The following is a 24485-nucleotide window of genomic DNA, read 5'->3' on the forward strand; positions in this document are numbered from 1 at the left end:
AGTTAGATTTGGCCAAAGCGGCCGCTGTTAAAATCGCGTACAGCTTCTGCGATCTGCGTTTTGTTATTCATGACAAACGGGCCATAGCCCACAATCGGCTCCTGTAGCGGTTCTCCGGCCATCAGCAGAACTTTTGCCGGGGCGGTCGCCTCCAGATGCACTGCGTCACCTGCCTGGCTCAGGACGGCCAGCTGGCCTTCGCGAGCAGATTCGGAACCGTTAATGATCACTTCCCCTTCCAGCACCACCAGCGCGGTACTCCAGCCCTCCGGTTGGCGCAGCGTGAGGTCGTGCCCCTGATTCAGCTGCAGATCCCACACGTTAAGCGGTGAGAAGGTATGGGCCGGGCCGCTGACGTCGTCATACTGGCCGGCAATAACCCGAACCTGTCCGGCGCCGTTCGCCAGCGCCACGGTGGGGATCGTCCCAGCGGTAATGCTCTGGTAGCCGGGGGGCGCCATTTTGTCTTTCGCGGGCAGGTTGACCCACAGCTGGATCATCTTCAGCTCGCCGCCGCTGCGGGTGAAGGCCTCCGAGTGGAACTCTTCGTGCAGGATCCCGGCGCCCGCCGTCATCCACTGCACGTCGCCTGGACCAATCACCCCGCCGCGTCCGGTGGAGTCGCGATGCTCTACTTCACCGGCGTAGACGATGGTGACGGTTTCAAATCCGCGATGCGGATGCTCACCGACGCCGCGTTTTTCGCTGCCCGCCGGGAAGGTGTACGGCCCGGCATAGTCGAGCAGTAAGAAGGGGCTCAGCTGCTGGCCGTGCGTCTGATAGGAAAACATCGAGCGAACCGGGAAGCCGTCGCCTACCCAATGCTGCGCAGGCGCGGTGTAGACTCCTGTGATCTGTTTCATGGCTTTCTCCTGTGTATCGGTATCTGATGTAAATAAGCTTATATCCGGGACGACGTATGCGGTAGTGAGCAAAAATGACCTATACTGTTCCAAAAATGGAACAATGGAGGAAGGATGCAGGATCTCAATGACTTCGCCTGGTTTGTCCAGGTGGTAGACCATGGCGGTTTCGCCGCGGCGGGGCGAGCGCTTGACCAGCCGAAATCCAAACTCAGCCGCCGCATTGCGCAACTCGAGGAGCGGTTGGGCGTGCGTTTGATTCAGCGAACCACCCGTCAGTTCGCGGTCACCGAGGTCGGGCAGACCTTTTATCAGCATTGCAAAGCGATGCTGATTGAGGCCGAGGCGGCGCAGCAGGCGGTCGAGACGCTGCGCGCCGAGCCGCGCGGTAGCGTCAGGATCACCTGTCCGGTCACCTTGCTGCATGTCCATATCGGACCGATGCTGGCGCGATTTATGGCGCGCTATCCTGGGGTAACGCTGCATCTTGAGGCGACCAACCGCCGGGTGGATGTGGTCGGGGAGGGCATTGATGTGGCGATCCGCGTCCGTCCCCGGCCCATCGAGGATAGCGACCTGGTGATGCGCGTGCTGGCGGACCGCGGGCACCGGCTGGTGGCCAGCCCGGATCTCATTTCCCGGCTCGGACGTCCGCAGGCGCCGTCCGAGCTGAGCGCCTGGCCGGGCCTCAGCCTGGGTGCGAACAAGCATCAGCATAAATGGCAGCTCACCGGGCCCGGGGGAGCGAGAGCGGAAGTGTATTTCACGCCGCGAATGGTGACCACCGATATGCTGGCGCTGCGCGAGGCGGCGATGGCCGGCGTAGGCGTGGTGCAGCTTCCTTTATTAATGGTGCGCGATCAGCTGGCGTCAGGTGAATTAGAGGTGGTTCTGGACGAGTGGCAGCCGCGGCGGGAAGTGATCCATGCGGTATTTGCCTCACGGCGCGGGCTGCTGCCCTCCGTCAGGGCGCTGGTGGACTACCTCAGCGAAGAGTATCAGCGGATGGAGGAGGATTAGCTTCGGGATTGGCTTTTCTCGAGGGGCTCCCCCCCCCGGCAGAGAATATAAAAGAAAAGAGCCCGTGCTTGCGTACAGGCTCTCATCTTGAATATGGCGGTGAGGGGGGGATTGACTCGCTTCGCTCGCCCCTGCGGGGCAGCCCGCTCGCAGGCTCGCGGTCTGTCCAACTGGCTGCGCCAGTTGTCGAACCCCGGTCGGGGGTTCTCATCCCCCCGGTGGGTGCCACATGCGAAAAAAAAGCCCGTACTTGCGTACGAGCTCTTCTTAAAATATGGCGGTGAGGGGGGGATTCGAACCCCCGATACGTTGCCGTATACACACTTTCCAGGCGTGCTCCTTCAGCCACTCGGACACCTCACCATATTGTCTTTCCCGTTGTTGTCGGGAACGGGCGCTAATGTAGGGAAATACGTATCGCCCGTCAATCAACTTTTTGCAAAAAAAGCGCGTTTAGACAAACTTCGAGCAACTTGCTCCTTAAACGTGCGAAATCCGTTTTTTTTGTCGCCAGTAGCTTTTCCCTTTTCGCTCGGGGGAAATTTGTTATGCTGGCAAACCAATAGAAAACAATGAGTAAAATAAGACGCCAGCGTTAATCGGCCAAAGGCGTCTGCTATCAGGAGCCCCTATGGAGATTATTTTTTACCATCCGACCTTTGATACCCAATACTGGATCTGTGAGCTGGAAAAGCAGTTACCCGGCGCGCGGGTGCGCGAGTGGAAAGCGGGCGATAACCGGCCGGCGGACTATGCCCTGGTCTGGCATCCGCCGGTAGAGATGCTGCAGGGCCGGGCGCTGAAGGCCGTGTTCGCCCTCGGGGCAGGGGTGGACTCTATTCTCAGCAAGCTGCGCGACCATCCGGATATGCTGCCGCTGTCGATTCCGCTGTTTCGTCTCGAAGATACCGGTATGGGACGGCAGATGCAGGAGTATGCCGTGAGCCAGGTGCTGCACTGGTTCCGCCGCTTTGATGACTATCAGGCGCTGAAGCTGGCTTCCCGCTGGCAGCCGCTGCCAGAGTACCGCGCCGACGAATTCACCGTCGGGATTATGGGCGCCGGCGTGCTGGGGGCGAAGGTTGCGGAAAGTCTGCAACCCTGGGGGTTCCCGCTTCGCGTCTGGAGCCGTAGCCGCAAATCCTGGCCGCAGGTGCAGAGCTTCGCCGGCCAGGCCGAGCTGGGCGAATTCCTGCAGGGCACTCGCGTGCTGATCAACCTGCTGCCGAATACCGCCGAAACCGCCGGCATTATTAACCAGACGCTGCTGGCGCAGTTGCCTGATGAGAGCTATGTCCTCAACCTTGCTCGCGGCGTGCATGTCGTTGAAGAGGATCTGCTGGCGGCGCTGAACAGCGGTAAGCTCAAAGGGGCGATGCTCGATGTCTTCAGTAGCGAACCGCTGCCGCAGGAGAGCCCGCTATGGGCGCATCCGCGGGTGGCCATGACCCCCCATGTGGCGGCAGTGACCCGTCCAATGGAAGCTATCACCTACATTGCGGAGACCATTAGCCGGCTTGAGCGAGGGGAGCCGGTAAGCGGTCAGGTCGACCGCCAGCGCGGTTATTAAGACGAGAGAACCCCGCCACGGCGGGGTTTTTGCTAATCAATAGCCCGGTTTCCTGCTATTCTTGCGGCAAACAGAAGAGGAGAATGTGATGTATCCCGTTGACCTGCACATGCATACCGTCGCCAGCACCCATGCCTACAGCACCCTGCACGATTATATTGCGGAAGCAAAGCGTAAAGGGATCAAACTCTTCGCCATCACCGACCACGGCCCGGACATGGCGGATGCTCCGCACTACTGGCACTTCGTTAATATGCGCATCTGGCCCCGCCTGGTAGACGGGGTGGGGATCCTGCGCGGTATTGAGTCGAATATTAAAAATATTGAAGGCGAGATCGACTGTTCCGGACCGATGTTGACTTCCCTCGATCTGATCATCGCCGGATTTCATGAGCCGGTGTTTCCGCCGCAGGATCGTGACACCCATACACAGGCGATGATAGCCGCGATGGCCAGCGGTAAAGTGCATATGATTAGCCATCCGGGTAATCCGAAATTCCCGGTGGATATCCCGGCGATTGCCGAAGCGGCGGCTCGCTACCAGGTGGCGCTGGAGATTAATAACTCCTCGTTCGTATCATCGCGCGTGGGCAGTGAAGACAACTGCCGGGCCATCGCCGCCGCAGTGCGTGATGCCGGGGGATGGGTGGCGCTGGGCTCGGACTCTCACACCGCCTTTACCCTCGGGGAGTTTACCGAGTGCCGCAAGATCCTTGATGCGGTCGATTTCCCGGAGGAGAGGATCCTCAACGTTTCTCCGCGTCGCCTGCTTAACTTCCTCGAGTCGCGGGGCATGCCGGCGATCCCGGAATTTGCTGACCTTTAATTTGTATAACTGGAATAACTGAATGAACGAGTTTTCAATCCTCTGTCGCGTGCTGGGTTCGCTGTATTACCGTCAACCGCAGGACCCGCTGCTGGTGCCGCTGTTTACCCTGATCCGCGAGGGCAAACTGGCCGCCAGCTGGCCGCTTGAGCAGGACGAGCTGCTGGCGCGTCTGCAGAAAAGCTGTGAAATGCAGTCCCTGGCGACGGACTATAATGCGCTGTTCGTCGGTGAAGCCTGCAGCGTCCCGCCGTACCGTAGCGCGTGGGTGGAGGGTTCCTCGGAAGCGGAAGTTCGGGCTTTTCTGAGCGAACACGGCATCCCGACAGGGGAAGGTCCGGCGGATCATCTCGGCTCGCTGCTGCTGGCCGCCTCCTGGCTGGAGGATCATGCCGCAGAAGACCAGAGCGAGACGCTGGAGCTCCTGTTCGCCGACTATATCCTGCCGTGGTGCGGGACGATGCTGGGGAAAGTCGAAGCCCATGCGCACACGCCGTTCTGGCGCACCATGGCGCCGTTGACCCGCGACGCCATCGCCGCGATGTGGGACGAGCTTCAGGAAGAAGATGAGCAATAATATGTGATGTAAATCACTGTTTGAATGAAACTGAAAGAAAGTTCATTCATATACTGTGTTTTAGATCGCATTCTTCCGGCGCGTATCTGCTAGGATACGCGCCATGAACATACTCTTCGCAATCGCATTAACGACAGGCATCCTCTCCGGGATTTGGGGGTGGGTGGCGGTCGCTCTCGGCCTGCTGAGCTGGGCCGGATTCCTCGGCTGTACGGCCTATTTCGCCTGCCCGCAGGGCGGCTTGAAAGGGCTGGCCATCTCGTCCTGCACGGTGATGAGCGGCGTGGCCTGGGCGTTAGTGATTATCCACGGTAGCGCGCTGGCGCCACAGGTGCAGATCCTCAGCTATATGATGACCGGTGTGGTCGCCTTCCTGATGTGCATTCAGGCGCGACGGACGCTGCTGTCGTTTGTCCCGGGCACCTTTATCGGCGCCTGCGCGACCTTCGCGGCAGACGGCGACTGGCGTCTGGTGATCCCTTCCCTGGCGCTGGGTCTGGTCTTTGGCTATGCCATGAAAAATAGTGGCCTGTGGCTGGCGGCCCGTGCGGATAAGCATAAATCGTTCGCCAACGACAACGCCTGATCGGCGAGACGACTAAAAAACAGGACCTTACGGGTCCTGTTTTTTTATCTTCTCGTCACCGGACAAAGCGATAATCTTGCTCCCGCAGGCGAGAATGCCCTAGTATCGGCAGAAAGCCGTATCCACACGCTATGCCGACAGGAGGAGAAATGGCTGTTAAACCTGAGGTAATTCTCGGCGATATTACGACACTTGATGTCGATGTGATTGTTAATGCGGCAAATCCCTCGCTGCTGGGTGGTGGCGGAGTAGACGGGGCCATCCACCGGGCGGCCGGTCCCGCGCTGCTGGCGGCTTGCAAGCAGGTGCTGCAGCAGCAGGGCGAATGCCCTCCCGGGCATGCGGTAATTACTATTGCCGGCAATCTGCCGGCCAGCGCGGTGATCCACACCGTGGGCCCGGTCTGGCACGGCGGTGACCGCATGGAGGCGCAAACCCTGGCCGATGCTTACAAAAACAGTCTGCAGTTGGCCTCGGCAAACAACTATCGCTCCATTGCGTTTCCGGCGATAAGCACCGGCGTGTATGGCTATCCGAAAGAGGAAGCGGCGGCGATCGCCGTGCGCACCGTCACCGCGTTTCTCACTCGCTATAACCCTCTTGAGCGCGTCCTGTTCGTCTGTTTTGACGAGGAAACGGCGGCTATCTATCGCCGCCTGCTGGCGTCATACCCCTGATTCAACAGAATAGGCTATGATAACCGCCAGTCTTGACGGGAATGATGGGTAGCAGGAGGGAGCAGGGTGTCAGAAGGAAAAGTCCAGCAGAAACAGCAGGCGCGCCGCGCGGAGATCGTTGTCGCTGCGCAAAAATGTTTCGCTGAAAAGGGGCTGCACGGCGCTTCCGTCGCCGATATCGCCCGGGAAGCGGGCCTGAGCGTCGGTCAGCTATATCGCATTTTTGCCAGCAAGGAAGCGATCATCGAAGCGATTGTTAGCGAAATCGTCAACGCCAGAGTCGGGGAGATGATCGATGAGAACCACAATCTGGCGCGTAAAGCGGCGGTTTTGGCCGGCAGGATCCCGACGTCGGCAGCCACCAAAAGCGATAATTATCTGCTGATGGAGATCAATGCCGAGGCCTCGCGTAACCCACGCTTGCGTGAGATCCTGATGCAGGCCGATCGGCGGTTGAAAGAGGAGGGCGGTCGCCTGTCGCAGCGCTACCATCCCGGGCTCAGCGATGCGCGACGCAATGCCGCATCAGAGCTCATCGCCGTTCTGACAGAGGGGGCAGCCTACCGCTGTGAGCTGAGCGCCTCCACCCCGGTCGATAAGGCAGATTTAGAAGCCCTGTACAATATGATTTTCGACCGGCTTTTTGACGAGCAGGCATAATACGGCACGCCTGGCGTGCCGCACAGGCTAATGGTTAGCTGGCCGAGGCTGGGGTTTTGGCCGGTTTGTTCATCGGTTTACCGGAGAACAGGAAACGCAGCAGCGGAATGCGCAGGTGAATTTCATACAGGATCAGGGCAATACCCACCACAAAAACCAACCCGCCAATAAAGCCTAAGGTATTGGACTTAATGACCGGGGTGATCCACGCCCCGTACAGCAGCGTCAGCGGATGGTGCACCAGGTAAATAAACAGCGAAGCATTGACGAAATAGGTTACGCGCGCCGACTGGAAGTTCAGCAGGCGATGGCCGAGCGAAAAGACCACATTGACCATCCACAGCCCAAGCACCATGGTGATCACCGATTCCGTTTCATACATCCAGCCGTCGCCGGAGCCGTACTGCTGGTTCAGCCGGTAGGCGATAAATCCCAGCAGCGCCGCTGCGCAGCACCATGGTGACGGGGTGGTAAACATCGCCTTCAGACGCGGATTAATAAAGGTCTGCGCCCCCAGCACAAAGAAGGGAAGATAGAACAGCGTCTGCATCACCACAAAGTTAAACAGACCATTGCTAAGCAGCGGCGGGTAAATCAGGAACAGCGATCGGCGGATCAGCGCGTAAAGCACCCCCAGCGCAAGGAAAATCATCGTTAGCTGGCCCATAGTGACAGTGTCACCAAAGGCTGAGGCACCCCCTGCCGGGCGGCGCGTCAGCCATTTAAACAGCACCACGCCCAGCGAGGTCAGCACCACCAGCACCAGTAAAAACCACAGGTGGGAAATAAGCTCCCACGCCAGGGTGTTAAATTTGTCGTACCCGGAAAGGGTGTGCCAGTTTTCCGCCTTGCCGTTGACGTACTGCAGCATAATAAACTGCGGCAGCGTCAGCAGTGGGATAGCGGTCAGCATCGGAATACCGACCCGTTCGACGCGCACTTTCCACCACTTTTTCAACGGGTAGCGCAGGAACAGCATGTAGGAGAAATAGCCGGAGATGACGAAAAAGACCTGCATCCGGAAGGCATGGATGAAGTCATTAAACAGCGTCAACCACCACGAGGGCTCAGCGCTGTTGACATGCCAGCTGTGGCTGGAATAAATCAGCGAAATGTGGAAAGGGATCCCCAGCAGCATCAGCCAGGCGCGGATGCTGTCGAAGAAATATTCACGCTGTACCGGAGTATTATTCATACGATTCACGACAATCTCAGATAATTCGTCTTATCACTCAAGATGATAACGCTTACATTATCAGCAACCCTACATGAACTCGGGGTACCTGTCTCCAGGATAAGCACGCAAAGTGCAAACGGGATAGCGAACTGTTTATTCCCTGCGCCGCTACGCTGAACAAAGCAGGGATTATGTTGTCGGATTGCCTGAGTTTCCATTAAAATAGATCGGATCGATTTAAGCACACAAAGGGGGAAGTGCTTACTTATATGAAACATAAACCACAGATGATGAAAATGCGTTGGTTAAGCGCAGCCGTAATGTTGTCCCTGTGTACTTCATCTGCATGGGCATTTAGCATTGATGACGTTGCAAAAGAGGCCAAAACGTTAGCCGGGAAAGGCTATGAAGCGCCGAAGAGTAACCTGCCCTCCGCTTTCCGCGACATGAAATACGCGGATTACCAGCAAATTCAGTTTAATCACGATAAAGCTTACTGGAATAACCAGAAAACCCCATTCAAGCTTGAATTTTACCATCAGGGTATGTACTTCGACACGCCGGTCACCATCAATGAAGTGACGGCCACCAGCGTGCGCAAAATTAAATATAGCCCGGACTATTTTAACTTTGGTAACGTTCAGCACGATAAAGACACGGTGAAAGACCTCGGTTTCGCCGGCTTCAAAGTACTGTATCCGATCAATAGCAAAGATAAGAACGATGAGATCGTCAGCATGCTCGGTGCCAGCTACTTCCGCGTGCTGGGTCAGGGTCAGGTTTACGGCCTGTCCGCGCGCGGCCTGGCTATCGATACCGCGCTGCCGTCCGGCGAAGAGTTCCCGCGTTTTCGCGAGTTCTGGATCGAGCGTCCTAAAGCCACCGACAAACGTCTGACTATCTATGCGCTGCTGGACTCCCCGCGGGCAACCGGCGCTTATCGCTTTGTCATCATGCCGGGACGCGACACCGTGGTAGATGTCCAGTCCAAAGTTTACCTGCGTGACAAAGTGGGCAAACTGGGCGTGGCGCCGCTGACCAGCATGTTCCTGTTCGGTTCCAACCAGCCTTCTCCGGCGCTTAACTATCGTCCGGCGCTACACGACTCCAATGGTCTGTCGATCCTGGCCGGTAACGGCGAGTGGATCTGGCGTCCGCTGAACAACCCGAAACACCTTGCCGTTAGCAGCTATGCGATGGAAAACCCGCAAGGGTTCGGCCTGCTGCAGCGCGGCCGTCAGTTCTCGCGCTTCGAGGATCTCGACGATCGTTATGACCTGCGTCCGAGCGCCTGGATCACCCCGAAAGGGGAGTGGGGCAAAGGGAAAATCGAACTGGTTGAAATCCCGACCAACGATGAAACCAACGATAACATCGTGACTTACTGGACGCCGGATCAGCTGCCGGAGCCGGGCAAGGAGATGAACTTCAAGTACACCATCACCTTCAGCCGCGATGAAGACAAGCTGCATGCGCCGGATAACGCTTACGTTATGCAGACCCGCCGCTCTACCGGCGACGTGAAGCAGTCGAACCTGATCCGCCAGCCGGACGGCACCATTGCTTTCATTGTCGACTTCACCGGCGCCGATATGAAAAAACTGCCGGCGGATACCCCGGTCGCCGCCCAGGCGAGTACCGGCGATAACGCTGAAATCGTTGAAAATACCGTGCGTTACAATCCGGTGACCAAAGGCTGGCGAATGATCCTGCGTTTGAAGGTGAAAGATCCGAAGAAAACGACGGAAATGCGCGCCGCGCTGGTTAACGGTGATGACACGTTGAGCGAAACCTGGAGCTATCAGCTGCCTGCCAATGAATAAGATAACAAAGTACATTGACGCATTGCCGCTGTCGGACGCCGAGAAATCGGCGCTGCCGGACACCAGCCTGCAGGCCGTTCATCAGGCCCTGGATGACGACCATCAGACCTTCGCCCGCGAAGACGACTCCCCGCTGGGGTCGGTCAAGGCACGGCTGGCGCATAGCTGGCCGGATTCGCTGTCTGGCGATCAGCTGGTGAAGGACGATGAAGGCCGTACTCAGCTGCATGCGATGCCTAAAGCCAAGCGCTCCTCAATGATCCCGGACCCGTGGCGTACCAACCCGGTCGGCCGCTTCTGGGACCGTCTGCGCGGACGCGATGTCACGCCGCGCTATCTCTCCCGTCTGACGCAAGAAGAGCGCGAGAGTGAGCAAAAATGGCGTACCGTCGGCACCATTCGTCGCTATATCCTGCTGCTGCTGACGCTGTCGCAGACCGTAGTGGCCACCTGGTATATGAAAACCATTCTGCCTTATCAGGGCTGGGCGCTGATCAACCCGGCCGACATGGTGGGGCAGAACCTGTGGATCTCGTTCATGCAGCTGCTGCCGTACGTGTTGCAGAGCGGCATTCTGATCCTCTTCGCGGTGCTGTTCTGCTGGGTTTCCGCCGGCTTCTGGACCGCGTTAATGGGCTTCCTGCAGCTATTGATCGGCCGCGATAAGTACAGTATTTCCGCCTCGACGGTCGGTGACGAACCGTTGAACCCGGCGCACCGTACGGCGCTGATAATGCCGATCTGTAACGAAGACGTTGACCGCGTTTTCGCCGGCCTGCGGGCGACCTGGGAGTCGGTGAAAGCGACCGGTAACGCCGCTCATTTCGACGTCTATATCCTCAGCGATAGCTATAACCCCGATATCTGTGTGGCTGAGCAAAAGGCGTGGATGGAGCTGATTGCCGAAGTGCAGGGCGAAGGGCAGATCTTTTACCGCCGCCGTCGTCGTCGAGTGAAGCGTAAGAGCGGCAACATCGATGACTTCTGCCGCCGCTGGGGCAGCCAGTATAGCTATATGGTGGTGCTGGACGCTGACTCGGTGATGACCGGTGAGTGTCTGAGCAGCCTGGTGCGCCTGATGGAAGCGAACCCGAACGCCGGGATCATTCAGTCTTCCCCGCGCGCCTCGGGCATGGACACGCTGTATGCGCGTTGCCAGCAGTTTGCCACCCGGGTGTACGGTCCGCTGTTTACGGCGGGTCTGCACTTCTGGCAGTTGGGGGAGTCCCACTACTGGGGCCACAACGCCATTATCCGCGTGAAGCCGTTCATTGAGCACTGCGCGCTGGCGCCGCTGCCGGGCGAGGGCAACTTTGCCGGGTCGATCCTGTCGCACGACTTCGTCGAAGCCGCGCTGATGCGCCGTGCCGGCTGGGGGGTGTGGATTGCCTACGATCTGCCGGGCTCCTATGAGGAGCTGCCGCCGAACCTGCTGGACGAGCTGAAACGCGACCGTCGCTGGTGTCAGGGCAACCTGATGAACTTCCGCCTGTTCCTTGTCAGAGGGATGCACCCGGTTCACCGGGCGGTGTTCCTTACCGGCGTGATGTCCTACCTGTCGGCGCCGCTGTGGTTTATGTTCCTTGCCCTGTCGACGGCGTTGCAGGTGGTGCATGCCCTTACCGAACCGCAGTACTTCCTGCAGCCGCGTCAGCTGTTCCCGGTGTGGCCGCAGTGGCGGCCTGAGCTGGCCATCGCGCTGTTCGCCTCGACCATGGTGCTGCTGTTCCTGCCGAAGCTGCTGAGTATTATTCTGGTGTGGTGTAAAGGGCCGAAAGAGTACGGCGGATTTATCCGCGTCACGCTTTCACTGCTGCTGGAGGTCCTGTTCTCGGTCCTGCTGGCGCCGGTCCGTATGCTGTTCCACACCGTCTTCGTGGTCAGCGCCTTCCTCGGCTGGGAGGTGGTATGGAATTCGCCGCAGCGTGATGATGACTCCACGCCGTGGGGGGAAGCCTTTATGCGCCACGGCTCGCAGCTGCTGCTGGGGCTGGTGTGGGCGGTCGGGATGGCATGGCTGGATCTGCGCTTCCTGTTCTGGCTGGCGCCGATCGTTGTCTCGCTGATCCTCTCGCCGTTCGTGTCGGCGATTTCCAGCCGGGCGACAGTGGGCCTGCGCACCAAGCGCTGGAAGCTGTTCCTGATCCCGGAAGAGTATTCGCCGCCGCAGGTGCTCAAGGATACCGATGCGTACCTGACGATGAACCGTCAGCGTTCGCTGGACGATGGCTTTATGCACGCGGTGTTTAACCCGTCGTTTAACGCCCTCGCCACCGCAATGGCCACTGCGCGCCACCGTCAGGGGCATATCCTGGAGATCGCCCGCGAGCGCCATGTCGAGCAGGCGCTGAATGAAACGCCGGATAAGCTGAACCGCGATCGTCGACTGGTGCTGTTGAGCGACCCGGTAACCATGTCGCGTCTGCACTATCGCGTATGGGCCGCGCCGGAGAAATACTCTTCATGGGTGAACGCCTATCAGCAGTTGGCGCTTAACCCGCTGGCGCTGAAAACGAAATAAGCCGTACGTTAAGGAAAATACCGGCAGCGATGCCGGTATTTTTTTATCTGAAATACGAGGATGTGGATGCGAATACTACCGATCATTGCCATGGCGCTGCTGCTCAGCGGCTGCGGCAGCATTATCAGCCGTACGGTGCCCGGGCAGGGGCATGGCAATCAATATTACCCGGGCGTACAGTGGGATGTTCGCGATTCGGCATGGCGCTATCTCACCATTCTTGACCTACCGTTCTCGCTGGTATTTGATACGCTTCTGCTGCCTCTGGACGCCAGCCACGGCCCCTATAACTGATTAACGCTCGTCCCACTCGTCGGCTGCCGTCTGCCCCTCTTCGGTGTCCAGCGAGGGCTCGAGCTGAAATTCGCCTTCATCCCATTCGTGGAGCGTATTTTCCTCCAGCCACTCCTGACGCAGCTCTATCTCATCATAATCCCCGTCGAAGACGCTCTGCGCGGCTTCGCCGCTGAGCATCGGGAGGCATTCGCCTTGTTCCTCTTCGTCAGCAAAAAATTCGGCCTGCCAGGCGATATCGCCATCCTGCAGCACATACTTTTGAATGTTGAGCTGCTCAACGTTGGCGCTCTCTTCATCGCTGTCAGGGTTGTTGGCGAGAAATTCTTCACGTGCTGCATCAATAGCTTCTTCAAGCGTGGCGTAGAACATCGAATCCTTTGGCATAGCGAATCTCCTGAGAAGAATATGAATTGAACACGATTCAATCTATAGAAGGCGGTACGCACGGCGTCAAGGGACAGAGCCCCTCTCGACGTTAATTTACTGAATGCGAAGTATCCGCGGCTGGCCGACGCAGGCTGAGGGTGGAGTAGATCGCATTAAACAATACCACCCCTGCGGTGACCAGAAATACGGCGCGGAAGCCATAGTTAGCGGAAACCGACGCGCCAATCAGGGGGCCGGTAACGTTGCCAATATCGCGGAACGACTGGTTATAGCTGAAGATTCGCCCGGAGATCTGGCTGGTGGAGTTGTACACCAGCAGGGTTTGCACCGCCGGCAGCAGCGCGCCGTCCGCGGCGCCGAGCAGGAATCGCAGGATACCTAACTGCAGCGGGGTCTGAACGAACGACATCGGGATCAGGAGTAGCACCGAGATAATCAGCGCCACGATGAGGATTTTTTCCGGCCCGATGCGATCTCCCAGTTTGCCCAGCCGCGGGGCGCTCATCAGCGCGGCAATGCCCGGCACCGAGGCGATCATTCCGCTGATAAAGGCGATGTTACTGACGTTGCCCGCGAGATCGCGTACATAAAGCGTCAGGATCGGCGCAATGGAACCGGTGGCCACCTGGATTATCAGCGAGGTCACAAACAGGCTGAGCACCAGTTTGGGATTCTGCAGCGAGGAGAACACCTCTCTGGCACTGAGCATCTCTTTCCTGGCGATCGGCACAAAATTTTCGCGGATTAAAAACAGGGTAAACAAGAAACAGATAAATAGTACCGCCGCGGTCATAAAGAAGACGGTGCGCAATCCCCAGTGGTCGGCCAGGAAGCCACCTGCCAGCGGGCCGAGCAGGGCGCCGCTTACCGCGCCGGTAGACAGTGTCCCCAGCGCCCAGCCGCTTTTATGGCGCGGGATCTGGGTGGCGATCAGGGCGTTGGCGTTAGGAATAAAACCGCCCAGCAGGCCGAGCAATGCGCGCAGCAGCAGAAACTGCCAGATATTCTGCGCCATTCCCATCAGCATCATCACGATGGCCATCCCGAGGGCGGAACGCAGCAGCATGATTTTTCTCCCCTTGCGATCAGCAAGCCCCCCCCAGAACGGCGAGGCGATGGCGGAGAAAAGAAAGGTAATACTAAAGACCAGCCCGGACCACATGTTCAGGGCGCTATGCCCGGTGACGCCGAGCTGTTCGACGTAGAGTGGCAGAAAGGGCATGACCAGGCTGAAGGCGGCGCCGGTTAAAAAGCAGCCAAGCCAGGTCACGGTCAGGTTTCGTTTCCAGTTAATGGGGGTTTCAGCAGACGACATAGGGTTCCACTGGCCTGCGCGGCAGGTCAAATTAAGAGAAAATATGAGCCTGCTAATTATGCGCCTGAGAAATAGATGCCGCAATGGAGGAGAGCTTTTAAAGCTAAAGGAGAGCCTAAAGCCTGAGCGGCGAAGCTTCCCGGCCGGGATGAGCGCGGCCGGGAAAAGGGATCAGTAGCGGGAGGGCATGCCTTCGGGGCGGGTTTTGAAGCGACGATGGAGCCACATATACTGTTCCGGGGCCATCATGATGCACTGCTCAACGATCTTGTTCATCCACGCGGCGGTGGTTTCCGCGTCGTCCAGCGGCGGGGAACACTCTGGCGGCAGGATAATCAGTTCATAACCTTTACCGTCCGGTTTGCGGCGCGGGACGAAGGGCACGATGCAGGCTTTGGACATTTTCGCCAGCATCCAGGTGCCGGAGGTGGTCGCCGCCTGGTCGACCGCAAACAGTGGGGCAAAGACGCTGGCGGTCGGGCCGTAATCGTGATCCGGTGCGTACCACACCACTTCGCCTTTTTTCAGTGCCCGGATCATGCCTTTCAGATCCTTACGGTCAATCATATCCTTGTTGGAGCGCAAGCGGCCCCAGGTCTGCAGCCAGTCGATCACCGGGTTGTCGTTGGGGCGATAGACGCCAATCCCCGGCTCGTTCATACCGAACATCCGCGCTCCCATCTCGAGAGTGAGGAAATGAATACCGATCAGCAGAATGCCGCGCTGCTGCGCCTGCACATCGCGAATATGCTCAAAGCCGATGGTGTCGGTCCAGCGGGCGATACGGCGAACCGGCCAGAACCAGGCCATACCGGTCTCCATCAGCCCCATGCCCACCGATTCAAAGTTCATCACCACCATTCGGTGGCGTTCCTGCTCGCTTTTCTCGGGGAAGCAGAGCTCAAGGTTGCGATAGGCGATTTTCGCCCGGCGCTTCATAAAGCGCATGGCCAGACGGCCGATGGCGTTCCCGAGGCGGTAGATCAGCGGGTAGGGCAGTTGGACAACCAGCCACAGCAGGCCGATACCCAGCCACAGCAGCCAATAGCGCGGATGCAACAGCGCCGGAGAAAATTTAGGCAAATGAGTCATTTCATACCCGTATCAGTGAGCAACGTCTTATATTATCGCATTTTTTTACCGGCCAGCCAAAGGCGGCGACAGTCAGCTCGTTTTGTTAAGCGGGGCGCGACCGGGTGAGAGAAATGTAGCGTAAAATGTAGGGATGTAAATTAATTAGCTTTGCTATATCATGCCCGCCGTTTATTTCCTCATTTCTATGTCGAGCAGGTACACCATGCCAGTGTTACACAACCGCATTTCAAATGAGACGTTAAAGGCGCAAATGCTGGCTGAGACCGAGCCGCGCACGACGATCTCATTCTATAAATATTTCACCATTGTCGACCCGCAGGCGACCCGTGATGCGCTGTGGGTTGCCTTAACCCAGCTGAAGGTCTTTGGCCGCATCTATCTGGCCCGGGAAGGGATCAACGCGCAAATCAGCGTGCCGCAAAGCAACGTTGAGGCTCTGCGTGAGTTTCTCTATGGCTTCGATCCGGCGCTGGCGGGGCTGCGTTTCAATATCGCCGTGGAGGACGATGGTAAGTCTTTCTGGGTGCTGCGCCTGAAAGTTCGCGATCGTATCGTCGCCGACGGCATCGACGATCCCTCGTTTGACGCCTCCAATGTGGGGGAGTATCTCAAGGCGGCGGAAGTCAACGCGATGCTTGACGATCCGGATGCCGTGTTTATCGATATGCGCAACCACTATGAATATGAGGTGGGCCATTTCGAAAACGCGCTGGAGATCCCGGCGGATACCTTCCGCGACCAGCTGCCGAAAGCAGTGGAAATGATGCAGGACCATAAAGACAAGAAAATTGTCATGTATTGCACCGGCGGCATTCGCTGTGAAAAAGCCAGCGCCTGGATGAAGCATAACGGCTTCAATAAGGTCTGGCACATCGAGGGTGGCATCATCGAGTACGCCCGTCGCGCCCGCGAGCAGGGGCTGCCGGTGCGTTTCATTGGTAAAAACTTTGTCTTTGATGAGCGGATGGGCGAGCGGATCTCCAATGACGTTATCGCGCACTGTCATCAGTGCGGCGCGCCGTGCGACACCCATACTAACTGCCTGAACGATGGCTGCCATCTGCTGTTTATCCAGTGCCCGAGCTGCGCCGAGAAGTTTGCCGGCTGCTGTAGCGAAGCCTGCATGGAAGAGCATAAGCTACCGGAAGAGGAGCAGCGTAAGCTGCGCGCCGGGCGTGAAAACGGCAACAAAATCTTTAATAAATCCCGTGGCCGGCTGAATACCAAACTCGGGATCCTCGACCCGGAGCCGTCAGAAAAACCATAACCAGACGAGATCGATGATCGCCAGCAGCAGCCAGAGCGCCAGGTAGATCATAAAATGCTCGCGCACGTTGTTGACCAGCATATTAAACAGGCGACGCATAACCGCTCTCAATCACTAACGGCCTCAGCAGAGGCCGTTTCTTTACCCAACGGCAAAAGTGCCGCATTCCATTACGCGTTAAAGCGCGCCAGAGAAAAGGGGGCCAGATTGAAGCTCGATGCTTCGCCCTGAGCAAACTGACTGGCAATTTCGCCCAGCACCGGCGCAAACTTAAAGCCGTGGCCGCTCAGCCCGGTGATCAGCAGCGTGTCTGGCCTGCCTGGCAACGTATCGATAATAAAGTCCTCATCGACGGTATTGTCGTAGGTACAGGAGGCGCCGTGCAGGCAGCCGCCGATGCCAGGCAGGACGTTACGCAAGAACGGGAAGGATTCGGAACCATCGCTGGCGACAGCGCCAAACGCTACCCGTTCCTGCGGGGTGGAGATCGGCTGGCCGCCGTTATGCTTGCCAATTTTCAGTTCATTATCTTCCGCCGGGAAACCGTAATATTGATCGCCGTTGGGCAACTCGCCGGTGAAGGCCGGGAAGTGATTCTTGCTGCTGTAACGGCCATCGGCCTGGTACCAGGCGAACACCTTGCGTACCGGCTGGATAGGGAGGTCCGGAAGCAGGCGGGTGACCCAGGTGCCGGCGCTGACCAGCAGCTTTTTACCATGATATTCACCGTCGAGGGTATCGATGGTGATCCCGTCAGCATGGTGATGAATAGCCGAGACCGGACAGTTGAATAGCTGCGCGCAGCCTGCTTCCCGCGCCAGACGGATCCAGGTTTCGACGGCCAGTTCGCTGCGCAGTACGCCGGAAGCGGGTTCGAAAATCGCCCGATAGTCATCGGGGAGGCGTATCTCCGGCCAGCGCTGCATCACGGCCTGGGCATCCAGCTCTTCCACCTCAAGCTGGAACGCACGGGCGCTGGCGGCGACGTTGGCGAGAAAAGCGGAGCTGGCGGGGCCGAGGTTAATGACGCCGGTGCGTTCAAACACGGCTTCGCCACTGATCTCTGCCAGTTCGTCCCATAGCTGCTGGGCACGCAGCACCAGCGGAACATATTTCTCACCTTCGCCATAGGCGTGACGGATAAGACGGCTGCTGCCGTGATGGCTGCCTTCCTGGTGGGGAGGTTGATGGGCATCGGTCATCAGAACATTGAGTCCGGCACGGCGCGCATAATAGCCAGCGGCGGCGCCGACGGAGCCGCTGCCAATAATGATAAGATCGTATTGCATGGTGAGTTCCGGGTAATTGCCTTGTTAGCAGGGTAATTAACTCCCTGTGCTTATACAAGCCCGAAAATAATTCAGGCACCCGCAGGTGCCTGTTAAGTTTAATGTTAAGTCATTCGCAAGCCGCGTTAATGTCGGCGATACTCGTTTTCCTGGTATTCGCCAGATTCAATCTTCGCAATGCCTGCTTCCAGGATTGAAATAAACTGACGTGCGACGTCCGTCGTTAGCCATAGCGTCTGGCCGATCTCAGCATCATTACTGTTTTCTTGAGTGGGGTTCTGGTAGTGCAGGCGCAACATCAGCGCATCGTAGCTATCAACGGTGCTGATGTCCCATCCAACGAGGGGATGGGTCTGAATGACTTCATTATTTTTTTCCATCATAACCCCTTATTCATATGTTAAAAGACAACAATTCTCGAGGTTTAATGCATATTTTTTGAAGCAAGTTAATTATATCAGGGATCAAGAATAAACTCGAGAAATTAAATGAAAGGCAGCATGATTTTCTTCTTTTGCCGCTTTTTTACTCAAGATAAGCGCGTAAAATGGCCACTTTAGTCGATATTGAGCAGAATAATCAGGACTATTCTGAACAGAAGAGGGGATAAAAAAAGCCGGGGCGACCCGGCAAAAAAAGCACAATGAGGGAGCAAACCAGAGTAACTGGATCCCGCCATGCTTCAGGAGAGATCGTGGACAAACCAGTCGTCCGCGCTTTCCCATGTTTCCTGCAGGATTTCGCTTATCCGGTCTTTGTCTTCTTTCAGGGCGCCAAACACCGAGAGCTGATTGCCGCTGGCGTAGCGGACGCTCACCTGGCTATCGATGGCCGGGAATTGCTCGGCGATACGGCGAGAGAGTTCGTTATTCAGCGCTTCCAGCGCGCCGTTAGGTAAGGCGGTCGTTTTGGCGATAGACACTTCAATGCGCATAATTGCCCCCTGCGTTCGATACTGGTTATTTATACAGTATCCAGTTGGCGTTGACAACAGGGGGCTGCGTTTTTATTTCTTCACGGTCCAGTGAACGGTTTCACCCGCCAGGAAGGGCACCAGGGTGTCATTAGGCAGGGAAATGCTGTCCACAACGGTCGTCTCTTCACGCACCAGTTCAACGTAGCTCTCATTGACCGGCAGACCGTAGAAGCGCGGGCCGTTCAGCGAGCAGAAAGCCTCAAAGTGCTGCAGAGCGTTCATTTCTTCAAACACCGTGGCGTAGCTGCCGAGGGCGGTCGGGGCGTTAAAGCAGCCGGCGCAGCCACAGCTGGCTTCCTTACGGTGGCGCGCGTGCGGTGCGGAGTCGGTGCCGAGGAAGGCGCGGCTGAAGCCGCTGGCGACCAGCTCCCGCAGAGCCTGCTGATGAATATTGCGTTTAAGTACCGGCAGACAGTACAGGTGAGGGCGAATGCCGCCCACCAGCATATGGTTGCGGTTGAACATCAGATGCTGCGGGGTGATGGTAGCAGCCAGCAGTTCATTACCGTCACGCACGTACTCGGCGGCGTCTTTGGTGGTGATATGTTCAAAAACCACTTTCAGGCCGGGCAGGCGCTGGCGCAGGGGCTCCATCACCGTCTCAATAAAGCGCGCTTCACGATCGAAAATATCAATCTCGGCGTGAGTGACTTCGCCGTGAACGAGCAACGGCATCCCCAGTTTTTCCATCCGCTCCAGCACTGGCATAATGGCGTCGGTGCTGGTGACGCCGTGGCTGGAGTTAGTAGTGGCATTGGCCGGGTAGAGCTTGGCGGCGGTGAACACCCCTTCGTTAAAGCCGCGTTCCAGCTCCGCTGGGTCGAGAGAGTCTGTCAGATAGCAGGTCATCAGCGGGGTAAAATCATGCCCGGCCGGCACGGCGTCCATAATGCGCTGGCGGTAAGCGATAGCCGCCGCGACGGTGGTGACAGGCGGCACCAGATTCGGCATCACGATCGCCCGGCCATAAAACTCACTGGTATAAGGCACGACGGTTTTCAGCATATCGTCATCGCGCAGATGGATATGCCAGTCGTCTGGGCGGCGGATTTTCAATATCTGGGATTGTGCTGTCATGGAAGGCTCCGGCTAATAGGTTCAGTCATCAGGGCTGTTTTTTGCCGGGCACTAAGGATAAGCGTAAACGTTTTCCTTTGCACTCATTTCCGTAAAAAATTCAGGGCGCCGTAGCGCCCTGGAGATTAATTGGTAAAGGGGATGACAATCTCGCCTGGCTTCACCTCTATACCTTTGGCGTATTTCTTCGCCAGCGCTTCGCCGGTGCTGGCGTCCTCACGCAGGACATAAGCCGGCTGCTGGCTGAAGTAGCTGCGCAGAGACTGATTCAGGTAGGGGAGCAGGGCCTGAATAACCGACTGCAGCTTCTCCGGCGCCACTTTGGCATCGACCACTTCCATTTCCTGCAGGAAGATGGCGCCTTTCTCTCGGTCAAAGGTTGGCAGCGCTTTGAGCTTCAGATCGATCGTCGCTTTCTGCGTACCGAACAGGGAGTTAAGATCGACGTTGGCGATCCCGCTCAGGGTGACTTTGCCCGGCTCCTCGCGCCCGATAGCGCTGGTCAGGTTCTGCAGTTCGATATGGGCGTCGGCAACGCCTTTCAGACCAATATCTTTGGCGAAATGGTTTCGCTTCTGCAGGGCCTGGTTAATCTCCTGCTCGCTTACCGTGTATTGGGTCAGCTGATTACAGCCGCTCAGCAGGCCGCTGACAATTAGCGCGGCGGCGATCAATATCTTTTTCATGGGGTTCCTCAAGCTCATACCTTCCTTCATCCTGACACAAAGCATCATGACCTGTCAGCACCCATCTCGCCAGCAGAATAGGCTGAAAGCAGGAGAAACCGCCACCGCGCGCATCAGGTGCGCGGCTCCAGCATACCGGAGGCAGAGCGTTTCGGACTGAATTGCCACCATAGCGCCAGGAAGGTGATAACCCCGATGGCGCCGAGCATCAGCCACGGCAGTTCGGGCTGGCCGACGGCTTTCCCGGCATCAAACAGCCAGCCGCCGCCCGCGTAACCCAGCGCGCCGCCGAAGGCGAGCCCCAGACGGCTGAAACCCATATAGCTGCCACGCGCCCGGGCGTCCGCCAGCGAAGCGCCCAGCGTCTCGCGGGCGGGTTCGGCAATGATAGAGCCGATGTAAAACAGGCAAATCAGGGTAAACAGCTGCTGTAAACTGCTGGTCATCCCGATGGGGAGCATGGCCAGGGTCATCACCAGCAGACCGGCCATCAGCCGGTGCTCAAGGCGGAAGCGTTTTTCGCTCCAACGGGCAATAGGATAGAGCAGGGTGAGCGAAATGGTGGCTTCGATGGCGTACATCCATTTCACGGCGGCCGGCGAGCCGGCGATATCATTCACCATGATCGGCAGCATCAGCATCACCTGTACCGCCAGCATATAATAGCCGGTCAGCGTCAGGACATAGGTGACGAAGCGTTTGTCCCGCAGCACCCGGCCCAGCCCCTCACGAATCGGCGTTTTCACCGTCGAGAGCTTCCATGCCGGCAGATACCAGGCGTTAAACGCGGCGCAGGCGATAAACAGCGCGGCGCCGGCGCTGCACACCAGGCGAAAATCATACTGCAGCAGCCAGCTGCCCAGCAGGGCGCCAATCACCGCGCCGGCGCTATCCTGCATCATCAGGATCGAGAAAAAGCGGCCGCGCTGATGCGGACGCACCAGCTTAACCACCAGCGCCGCCCGCGGCGGATCAAACAGTGTACCGCCGAGTCCGGAGAGTATGCACGAGAACCACAGCACCCACGGCTCATGGGCGACGGCCATCGCCGCGAAACCGCCGGCACGCATCAGCATGCCGGTGACGATCATCGGTTTCGCGCCGAAGCGGTCGGCGATGGCGCCGCCAAAGATGCCTAATCCCTGCTGTACCAGCTGGCGCAGGCCGAGCGCAATGCCGACCATCAGCGCTGCCCAGCCCATCTGATCAACAAAGCGGATGGAAATCAGCGGAAAAACGACAAAAAAGCCCAGCACGACCAGCATGTTATCGACTAACAGGAAATATTTACCCAGGCTCCTTGCCTGCGAGACGCGGGACATTTCCCCTCCAGGGAAAAATAGAGATAAGCGAGGATATTCTGCGGGCAATCTGCTGCTTTTCCCAGCACCCTTGCGACAATATTTTTTTATCAAAAAGCAAGATCGATTGAGCCTATTCATCGAAAAGAGGAGATGGCGCAGAAAATGGTATGTTGCTGTTTTCACACTATCGTGCAGGAAAGGTATAGTGATGAAAGCAAGAGTGAAGTCAGGGGGACTGAAAAAGGAAATGTTTGGCTATCGCAGTAACGTGCCGAAGGTGCGTTTGACGACGGACCGGCTGGTGGTGCGCCTGGTTCACGATCGTGACGCCTGGCGTCTGGCCGATTATTACGCCGAAAATAAAGCGTTCTTAAAACCCTGGGAGCCGGTTCGTGACGACAGCCACTGCTATCCCTCCGGATGGCAGGCGCGTCTGTCGATGATCGCTGAGTTTCATAAGCAGGGGTCAGCTTTTTATTTCGCGCTGCTCGACCCTGAGGAAAAAGAGATCATCGGTGTGGCGAATTTCTCCAACGTGGTGCGCGGATCTTTCCATGCCTGTTATCTTGGCTATTCCATTGGCGAGAAGTGGCAGGGGCAGGGGCTGATGTTTGAAGCGCTGACGTCGGCGATTCGCTATATGCAGCGCACGCAGCATATTCATCGCATTATGGCCAACTACATGCCGCATAATCAGCGCAGCGGCGCGCTGCTGGCGCGGTTGGGGTTTGAAAAAGAGGGTTACGCCAAAGATTATCTGCTGATTGACGGGCAGTGGCGTGACCATGTACTGACGGCGCTAACGACGCCGGACTGGTCTGCGGGACGTTAAGGAGAGAGGATGAAATATCAGTTAACTGCGCATGAAGCGCGCGTCATTGGCTGCCTGCTGGAAAAGCAGGTCACCACCCCCGAGCAGTATCCGCTGTCGGTAAATGCTGTGGTGATCGCCTGCAATCAGAAAACCAACCGCGAGCCAGTGATGTCGCTGAGCGAAAGCGAGGTCCAGGCCCTGCTGGATACGCTGGTGAAACGGCACTATCTGCGCACGGTCAGCGGATTCGGTAATCGCGTCACCAAGTATGAACAGCGCTTTTGCAACTCTGAATTTGGCGATCTGAAGCTTAGCGCCGGCGAGGTCGCGGTGGTCACGACGCTGCTGCTGCGCGGTGCTCAGACGCCGGGCGAACTACGCAGCCGGGCGCAGCGGATGTATGAGTTCAGCGATATGGCGGAAGTGGAAAGCGTGCTGGAAGGGCTGACGACGCGCGAAGATGGCCCCTTCGTCGCCCGGCTGCCCCGGGAGCCGGGAAAACGGGAAAGCCGCTATATGCATCTGTTTTGCGACGATATGGACACGCTGATCACCACAGTGGAAGCTCTCGCGCCGCTGGACGATGACAGCGATCTGCGCGCCAGGGTTGAAGCGCTGGAGGGCGAGGTGGCGGAGCTGAAAGCGCGCCTCGATTCGCTGTTACACCATCTGGGAGACTAAAACGTGGGGACAAGATTGCGCATTGGGGTGGTCGGCTTAGGCAGCATTGCGCAGAAAGCGTGGCTGCCGGTGCTGGGGGCGGCGGAAAGCTGGACGCTGCAGGCGGCCTGGTCGCCGGGTAAAGAGAAGGCGCTGCGGATCTGCGAAACCTGGCGGATGCCATACGCTGATTCCCTCGATGCCCTGGCGGCACAGTGCGATGCGGTCTTTGTCCATACCTCGACGGCTTCACATTATGAAGTAGTGAATCACTTACTGAATGCCGGGGTTCATGTTTGTGTGGATAAACCATTGGCGGACAAGCTGAGTGAGGCGGAGACGCTGGTCGAGCTGGCGGCGCGACGTCGACTGACGTTGATGGTCGGTTTTAATCGCCGCTTCGCGCCGCTCTATCGGGAGCTGAAGGGGCGGCTGGGCGAGGCGGCCTCGCTGCGGATGGATAAGCATCGTAGCGATAGCGTCGGCAACGATCTGCGCTTTACGCTGCTTGATGACTATCTGCATGTGGTGGATACCGCGCTATGGCTGGCCGACGGTCAGGCACGTCTGCGCGGCGGCGCGCTGAAGATCACCCCGCAGGGCGAAATGCTCTATGCCGAACATCAGTTCAGTTCGCCCCGGCTGCAGGTCACCACCAGCATGCATCGTCGCGCAGGCAGCCAGCGCGAGTGGGTGCAGGCGGTCACGGATGGCGGGCTATATGCCGTCAGCGAGATGCGCGAATGGCAGGAGGAGTGCGGTCATGGCGTGGTCCAGCGCCCGGTTGCCGGCTGGCAAACCACCCTTGAGCAGCGCGGCTTTGTCGGCTGCGCGCGCCATTTTATCGAATGCGTGCAAAATCAGACAGTTCCTGAAACTGCAGGCGAACAGGCGCTGCTGGCTCAGCGGATCGTTGAGAAACTGTGGCGCGACGCCATTAGCGAATAATCCATTGTAACAACTGACAGTAGTAATTCATGTTGAACCCGGTAGACTATCGCCACTTTCCAGCGCCCGC

General features: G+C 57.8%; 26 protein-coding genes and 1 tRNA gene. 14 read left to right on the forward strand and 13 right to left on the reverse strand.

Going from position 1 to position 24485, the window contains the following annotated elements; genetic code table 11:
* Window positions 1-2: 2 nt before the first annotated feature.
* Entirely contained in the window at window positions 3-863 is an 861-nt protein-coding gene (locus KHQ23_RS10785; protein WP_021469414.1) for a pirin family protein, read from the reverse strand.
* A gap of 114 nt (window positions 864-977) precedes the next feature.
* On the opposite strand from KHQ23_RS10785, the gene KHQ23_RS10790 reads away from it, so the two are divergent.
* The gene (locus KHQ23_RS10790; protein ID WP_004141420.1) at window positions 978-1883 is read left to right on the forward strand and encodes a LysR family transcriptional regulator; all 906 of its coding nucleotides are present in this window, start codon (window positions 978-980) and stop codon (window positions 1881-1883) included.
* 275 nt (window positions 1884-2158) lie between these two features.
* Here the strand turns inward: KHQ23_RS10790 and KHQ23_RS10795 are convergent.
* Window positions 2159-2246 (reverse strand) — tRNA-Ser (locus KHQ23_RS10795).
* Between the two features lie 268 nt (window positions 2247-2514).
* Between KHQ23_RS10795 and ghrA the strand changes: the two genes are divergently transcribed.
* From ghrA to KHQ23_RS10825, 6 genes are all read left to right on the forward strand, one after another.
* Window positions 2515-3453, forward strand: coding sequence for a glyoxylate/hydroxypyruvate reductase GhrA (ghrA, locus tag KHQ23_RS10800; protein ID WP_004191007.1), 939 nt, complete (start codon window positions 2515-2517; stop codon window positions 3451-3453).
* 88 nt (window positions 3454-3541) lie between these two features.
* Complete coding sequence (locus KHQ23_RS10805) at window positions 3542-4279, forward strand: phosphatase (protein ID WP_004140764.1); 738 nt, start codon at window positions 3542-3544, stop codon at window positions 4277-4279.
* 22 nt (window positions 4280-4301) lie between these two features.
* Window positions 4302-4856 carry a molecular chaperone gene (locus KHQ23_RS10810; RefSeq protein WP_004140758.1) on the forward strand — a complete coding sequence of 185 codons (555 nt, stop codon included), beginning with the start codon at window positions 4302-4304 and terminating at the stop codon, window positions 4854-4856.
* Window positions 4857-4959: 103 nt separating this feature from the next.
* Window positions 4960-5442, forward strand: a complete 483-nt coding sequence (locus tag KHQ23_RS10815; protein ID WP_002898950.1) for a DUF1097 domain-containing protein — start codon at window positions 4960-4962, stop codon at window positions 5440-5442.
* A 149-nt stretch (window positions 5443-5591) separates the two neighbouring features.
* Entirely contained in the window at window positions 5592-6119 is a 528-nt protein-coding gene (ymdB, locus tag KHQ23_RS10820; protein ID WP_004176593.1) for an O-acetyl-ADP-ribose deacetylase, read from the forward strand.
* A gap of 66 nt (window positions 6120-6185) precedes the next feature.
* Complete coding sequence (locus KHQ23_RS10825) at window positions 6186-6779, forward strand: TetR/AcrR family transcriptional regulator (RefSeq protein WP_004179313.1); 594 nt, start codon at window positions 6186-6188, stop codon at window positions 6777-6779.
* Window positions 6780-6813: 34 nt separating this feature from the next.
* On the opposite strand, the gene mdoC is transcribed toward KHQ23_RS10825, so the two are convergent.
* The gene (mdoC, locus tag KHQ23_RS10830) at window positions 6814-7974 is read right to left on the reverse strand and encodes a glucans biosynthesis protein MdoC (RefSeq protein ID WP_002898962.1); all 1161 of its coding nucleotides are present in this window, start codon (window positions 7972-7974) and stop codon (window positions 6814-6816) included.
* A gap of 251 nt (window positions 7975-8225) precedes the next feature.
* Between mdoC and mdoG the strand changes: the two genes are divergently transcribed.
* The 3 genes from mdoG to KHQ23_RS10845 all read left to right on the forward strand — a co-directional run bounded on the left by mdoG (window position 8226) and on the right by KHQ23_RS10845 (window position 12594).
* Window positions 8226-9779: a glucans biosynthesis protein MdoG gene (gene mdoG, locus KHQ23_RS10835; protein ID WP_004140751.1), complete on the forward strand. Its 1554-nt coding sequence runs from the start codon at window positions 8226-8228 to the stop codon at window positions 9777-9779.
* Window positions 9772-12300: a glucans biosynthesis glucosyltransferase MdoH gene (gene mdoH, locus KHQ23_RS10840; protein ID WP_002898967.1), complete on the forward strand. Its 2529-nt coding sequence runs from the start codon at window positions 9772-9774 to the stop codon at window positions 12298-12300. Before mdoG ends, mdoH begins: the two co-directional genes overlap by 8 nt.
* Before the next feature lie 66 nt (window positions 12301-12366).
* Window positions 12367-12594 carry a YceK/YidQ family lipoprotein gene (locus KHQ23_RS10845; protein WP_002898978.1) on the forward strand — a complete coding sequence of 76 codons (228 nt, stop codon included), beginning with the start codon at window positions 12367-12369 and terminating at the stop codon, window positions 12592-12594.
* Here KHQ23_RS10845 and KHQ23_RS10850 read toward each other — a convergent pair whose 3' ends face one another.
* The 3 genes from KHQ23_RS10850 to KHQ23_RS10860 form a co-directional block, all read right to left on the reverse strand.
* Window positions 12595-12981, reverse strand: coding sequence for a MysB family protein (locus KHQ23_RS10850; protein ID WP_002898981.1), 387 nt, complete (start codon window positions 12979-12981; stop codon window positions 12595-12597).
* A gap of 91 nt (window positions 12982-13072) precedes the next feature.
* A complete protein-coding gene (mdtG, locus tag KHQ23_RS10855) occupies window positions 13073-14299 on the reverse strand; it encodes a multidrug efflux MFS transporter MdtG (protein ID WP_002898984.1) in 1227 nt (408 codons plus the stop codon).
* Between the two features lie 171 nt (window positions 14300-14470).
* Entirely contained in the window at window positions 14471-15391 is a 921-nt protein-coding gene (locus tag KHQ23_RS10860; protein WP_004140735.1) for a Kdo(2)-lipid IV(A) acyltransferase, read from the reverse strand.
* A 205-nt stretch (window positions 15392-15596) separates the two neighbouring features.
* Between KHQ23_RS10860 and KHQ23_RS10865 the strand changes: the two genes are divergently transcribed.
* On the forward strand, window positions 15597-16661 hold the full coding sequence (locus KHQ23_RS10865) for a rhodanese-related sulfurtransferase (protein WP_002898987.1): 1065 nt from the start codon (window positions 15597-15599) through the stop codon (window positions 16659-16661).
* Here KHQ23_RS10865 and KHQ23_RS10870 read toward each other — a convergent pair.
* From KHQ23_RS10870 to mdtH, 7 genes are all read right to left on the reverse strand, one after another.
* Complete coding sequence (locus tag KHQ23_RS10870; protein WP_002898988.1) at window positions 16647-16760, reverse strand: DUF2770 family protein; 114 nt, start codon at window positions 16758-16760, stop codon at window positions 16647-16649. The genes KHQ23_RS10865 and KHQ23_RS10870 overlap by 15 nt on opposite strands.
* A 71-nt stretch (window positions 16761-16831) precedes the next feature.
* Window positions 16832-17950: an N-methyl-L-tryptophan oxidase gene (solA, locus tag KHQ23_RS10875; RefSeq protein WP_002898990.1), complete on the reverse strand. Its 1119-nt coding sequence runs from the start codon at window positions 17948-17950 to the stop codon at window positions 16832-16834.
* Between the two features lie 125 nt (window positions 17951-18075).
* A complete protein-coding gene (gene bssS, locus KHQ23_RS10880) occupies window positions 18076-18330 on the reverse strand; it encodes a biofilm formation regulator BssS (protein ID WP_002898992.1) in 255 nt (84 codons plus the stop codon).
* Window positions 18331-18632: 302 nt separating this feature from the next.
* Complete coding sequence (gene dinI, locus KHQ23_RS10885; RefSeq protein ID WP_004140729.1) at window positions 18633-18884, reverse strand: DNA damage-inducible protein I; 252 nt, start codon at window positions 18882-18884, stop codon at window positions 18633-18635.
* A 72-nt stretch (window positions 18885-18956) separates the two neighbouring features.
* Window positions 18957-20003 carry a dihydroorotase gene (gene pyrC, locus KHQ23_RS10890; protein ID WP_032434311.1) on the reverse strand — a complete coding sequence of 349 codons (1047 nt, stop codon included), beginning with the start codon at window positions 20001-20003 and terminating at the stop codon, window positions 18957-18959.
* A gap of 125 nt (window positions 20004-20128) precedes the next feature.
* Window positions 20129-20689, reverse strand: a complete 561-nt coding sequence (locus KHQ23_RS10895) for a lipoprotein (RefSeq protein ID WP_004150824.1) — start codon at window positions 20687-20689, stop codon at window positions 20129-20131.
* 113 nt (window positions 20690-20802) lie between these two features.
* Complete coding sequence (gene mdtH, locus KHQ23_RS10900; RefSeq protein WP_002899096.1) at window positions 20803-22011, reverse strand: multidrug efflux MFS transporter MdtH; 1209 nt, start codon at window positions 22009-22011, stop codon at window positions 20803-20805.
* A gap of 229 nt (window positions 22012-22240) precedes the next feature.
* On the opposite strand from mdtH, the gene rimJ reads away from it, so the two are divergent.
* The 3 genes from rimJ to KHQ23_RS10915 are packed head-to-tail and all read left to right on the forward strand — an operon-like array spanning window position 22241 to window position 24415.
* Window positions 22241-22825: a ribosomal protein S5-alanine N-acetyltransferase gene (rimJ, locus tag KHQ23_RS10905; RefSeq protein WP_002899099.1), complete on the forward strand. Its 585-nt coding sequence runs from the start codon at window positions 22241-22243 to the stop codon at window positions 22823-22825.
* A 9-nt stretch (window positions 22826-22834) separates the two neighbouring features.
* Window positions 22835-23488, forward strand: coding sequence for a YceH family protein (locus KHQ23_RS10910; RefSeq protein ID WP_032434312.1), 654 nt, complete (start codon window positions 22835-22837; stop codon window positions 23486-23488).
* Window positions 23489-23503: 15 nt separating this feature from the next.
* Window positions 23504-24415 (forward strand): Gfo/Idh/MocA family protein, encoded by a 912-nt coding sequence (locus KHQ23_RS10915; protein ID WP_004140718.1) that lies wholly within the window; start codon window positions 23504-23506, stop codon window positions 24413-24415.
* The last annotated feature ends 70 nt before the right edge of the window (window positions 24416-24485 follow it).

Origin of the sequence: Klebsiella sp. 64, assembly GCF_018223915.1 — a bacterium.
Lineage (GTDB): Bacteria > Pseudomonadota > Gammaproteobacteria > Enterobacterales > Enterobacteriaceae > Klebsiella > Klebsiella pneumoniae.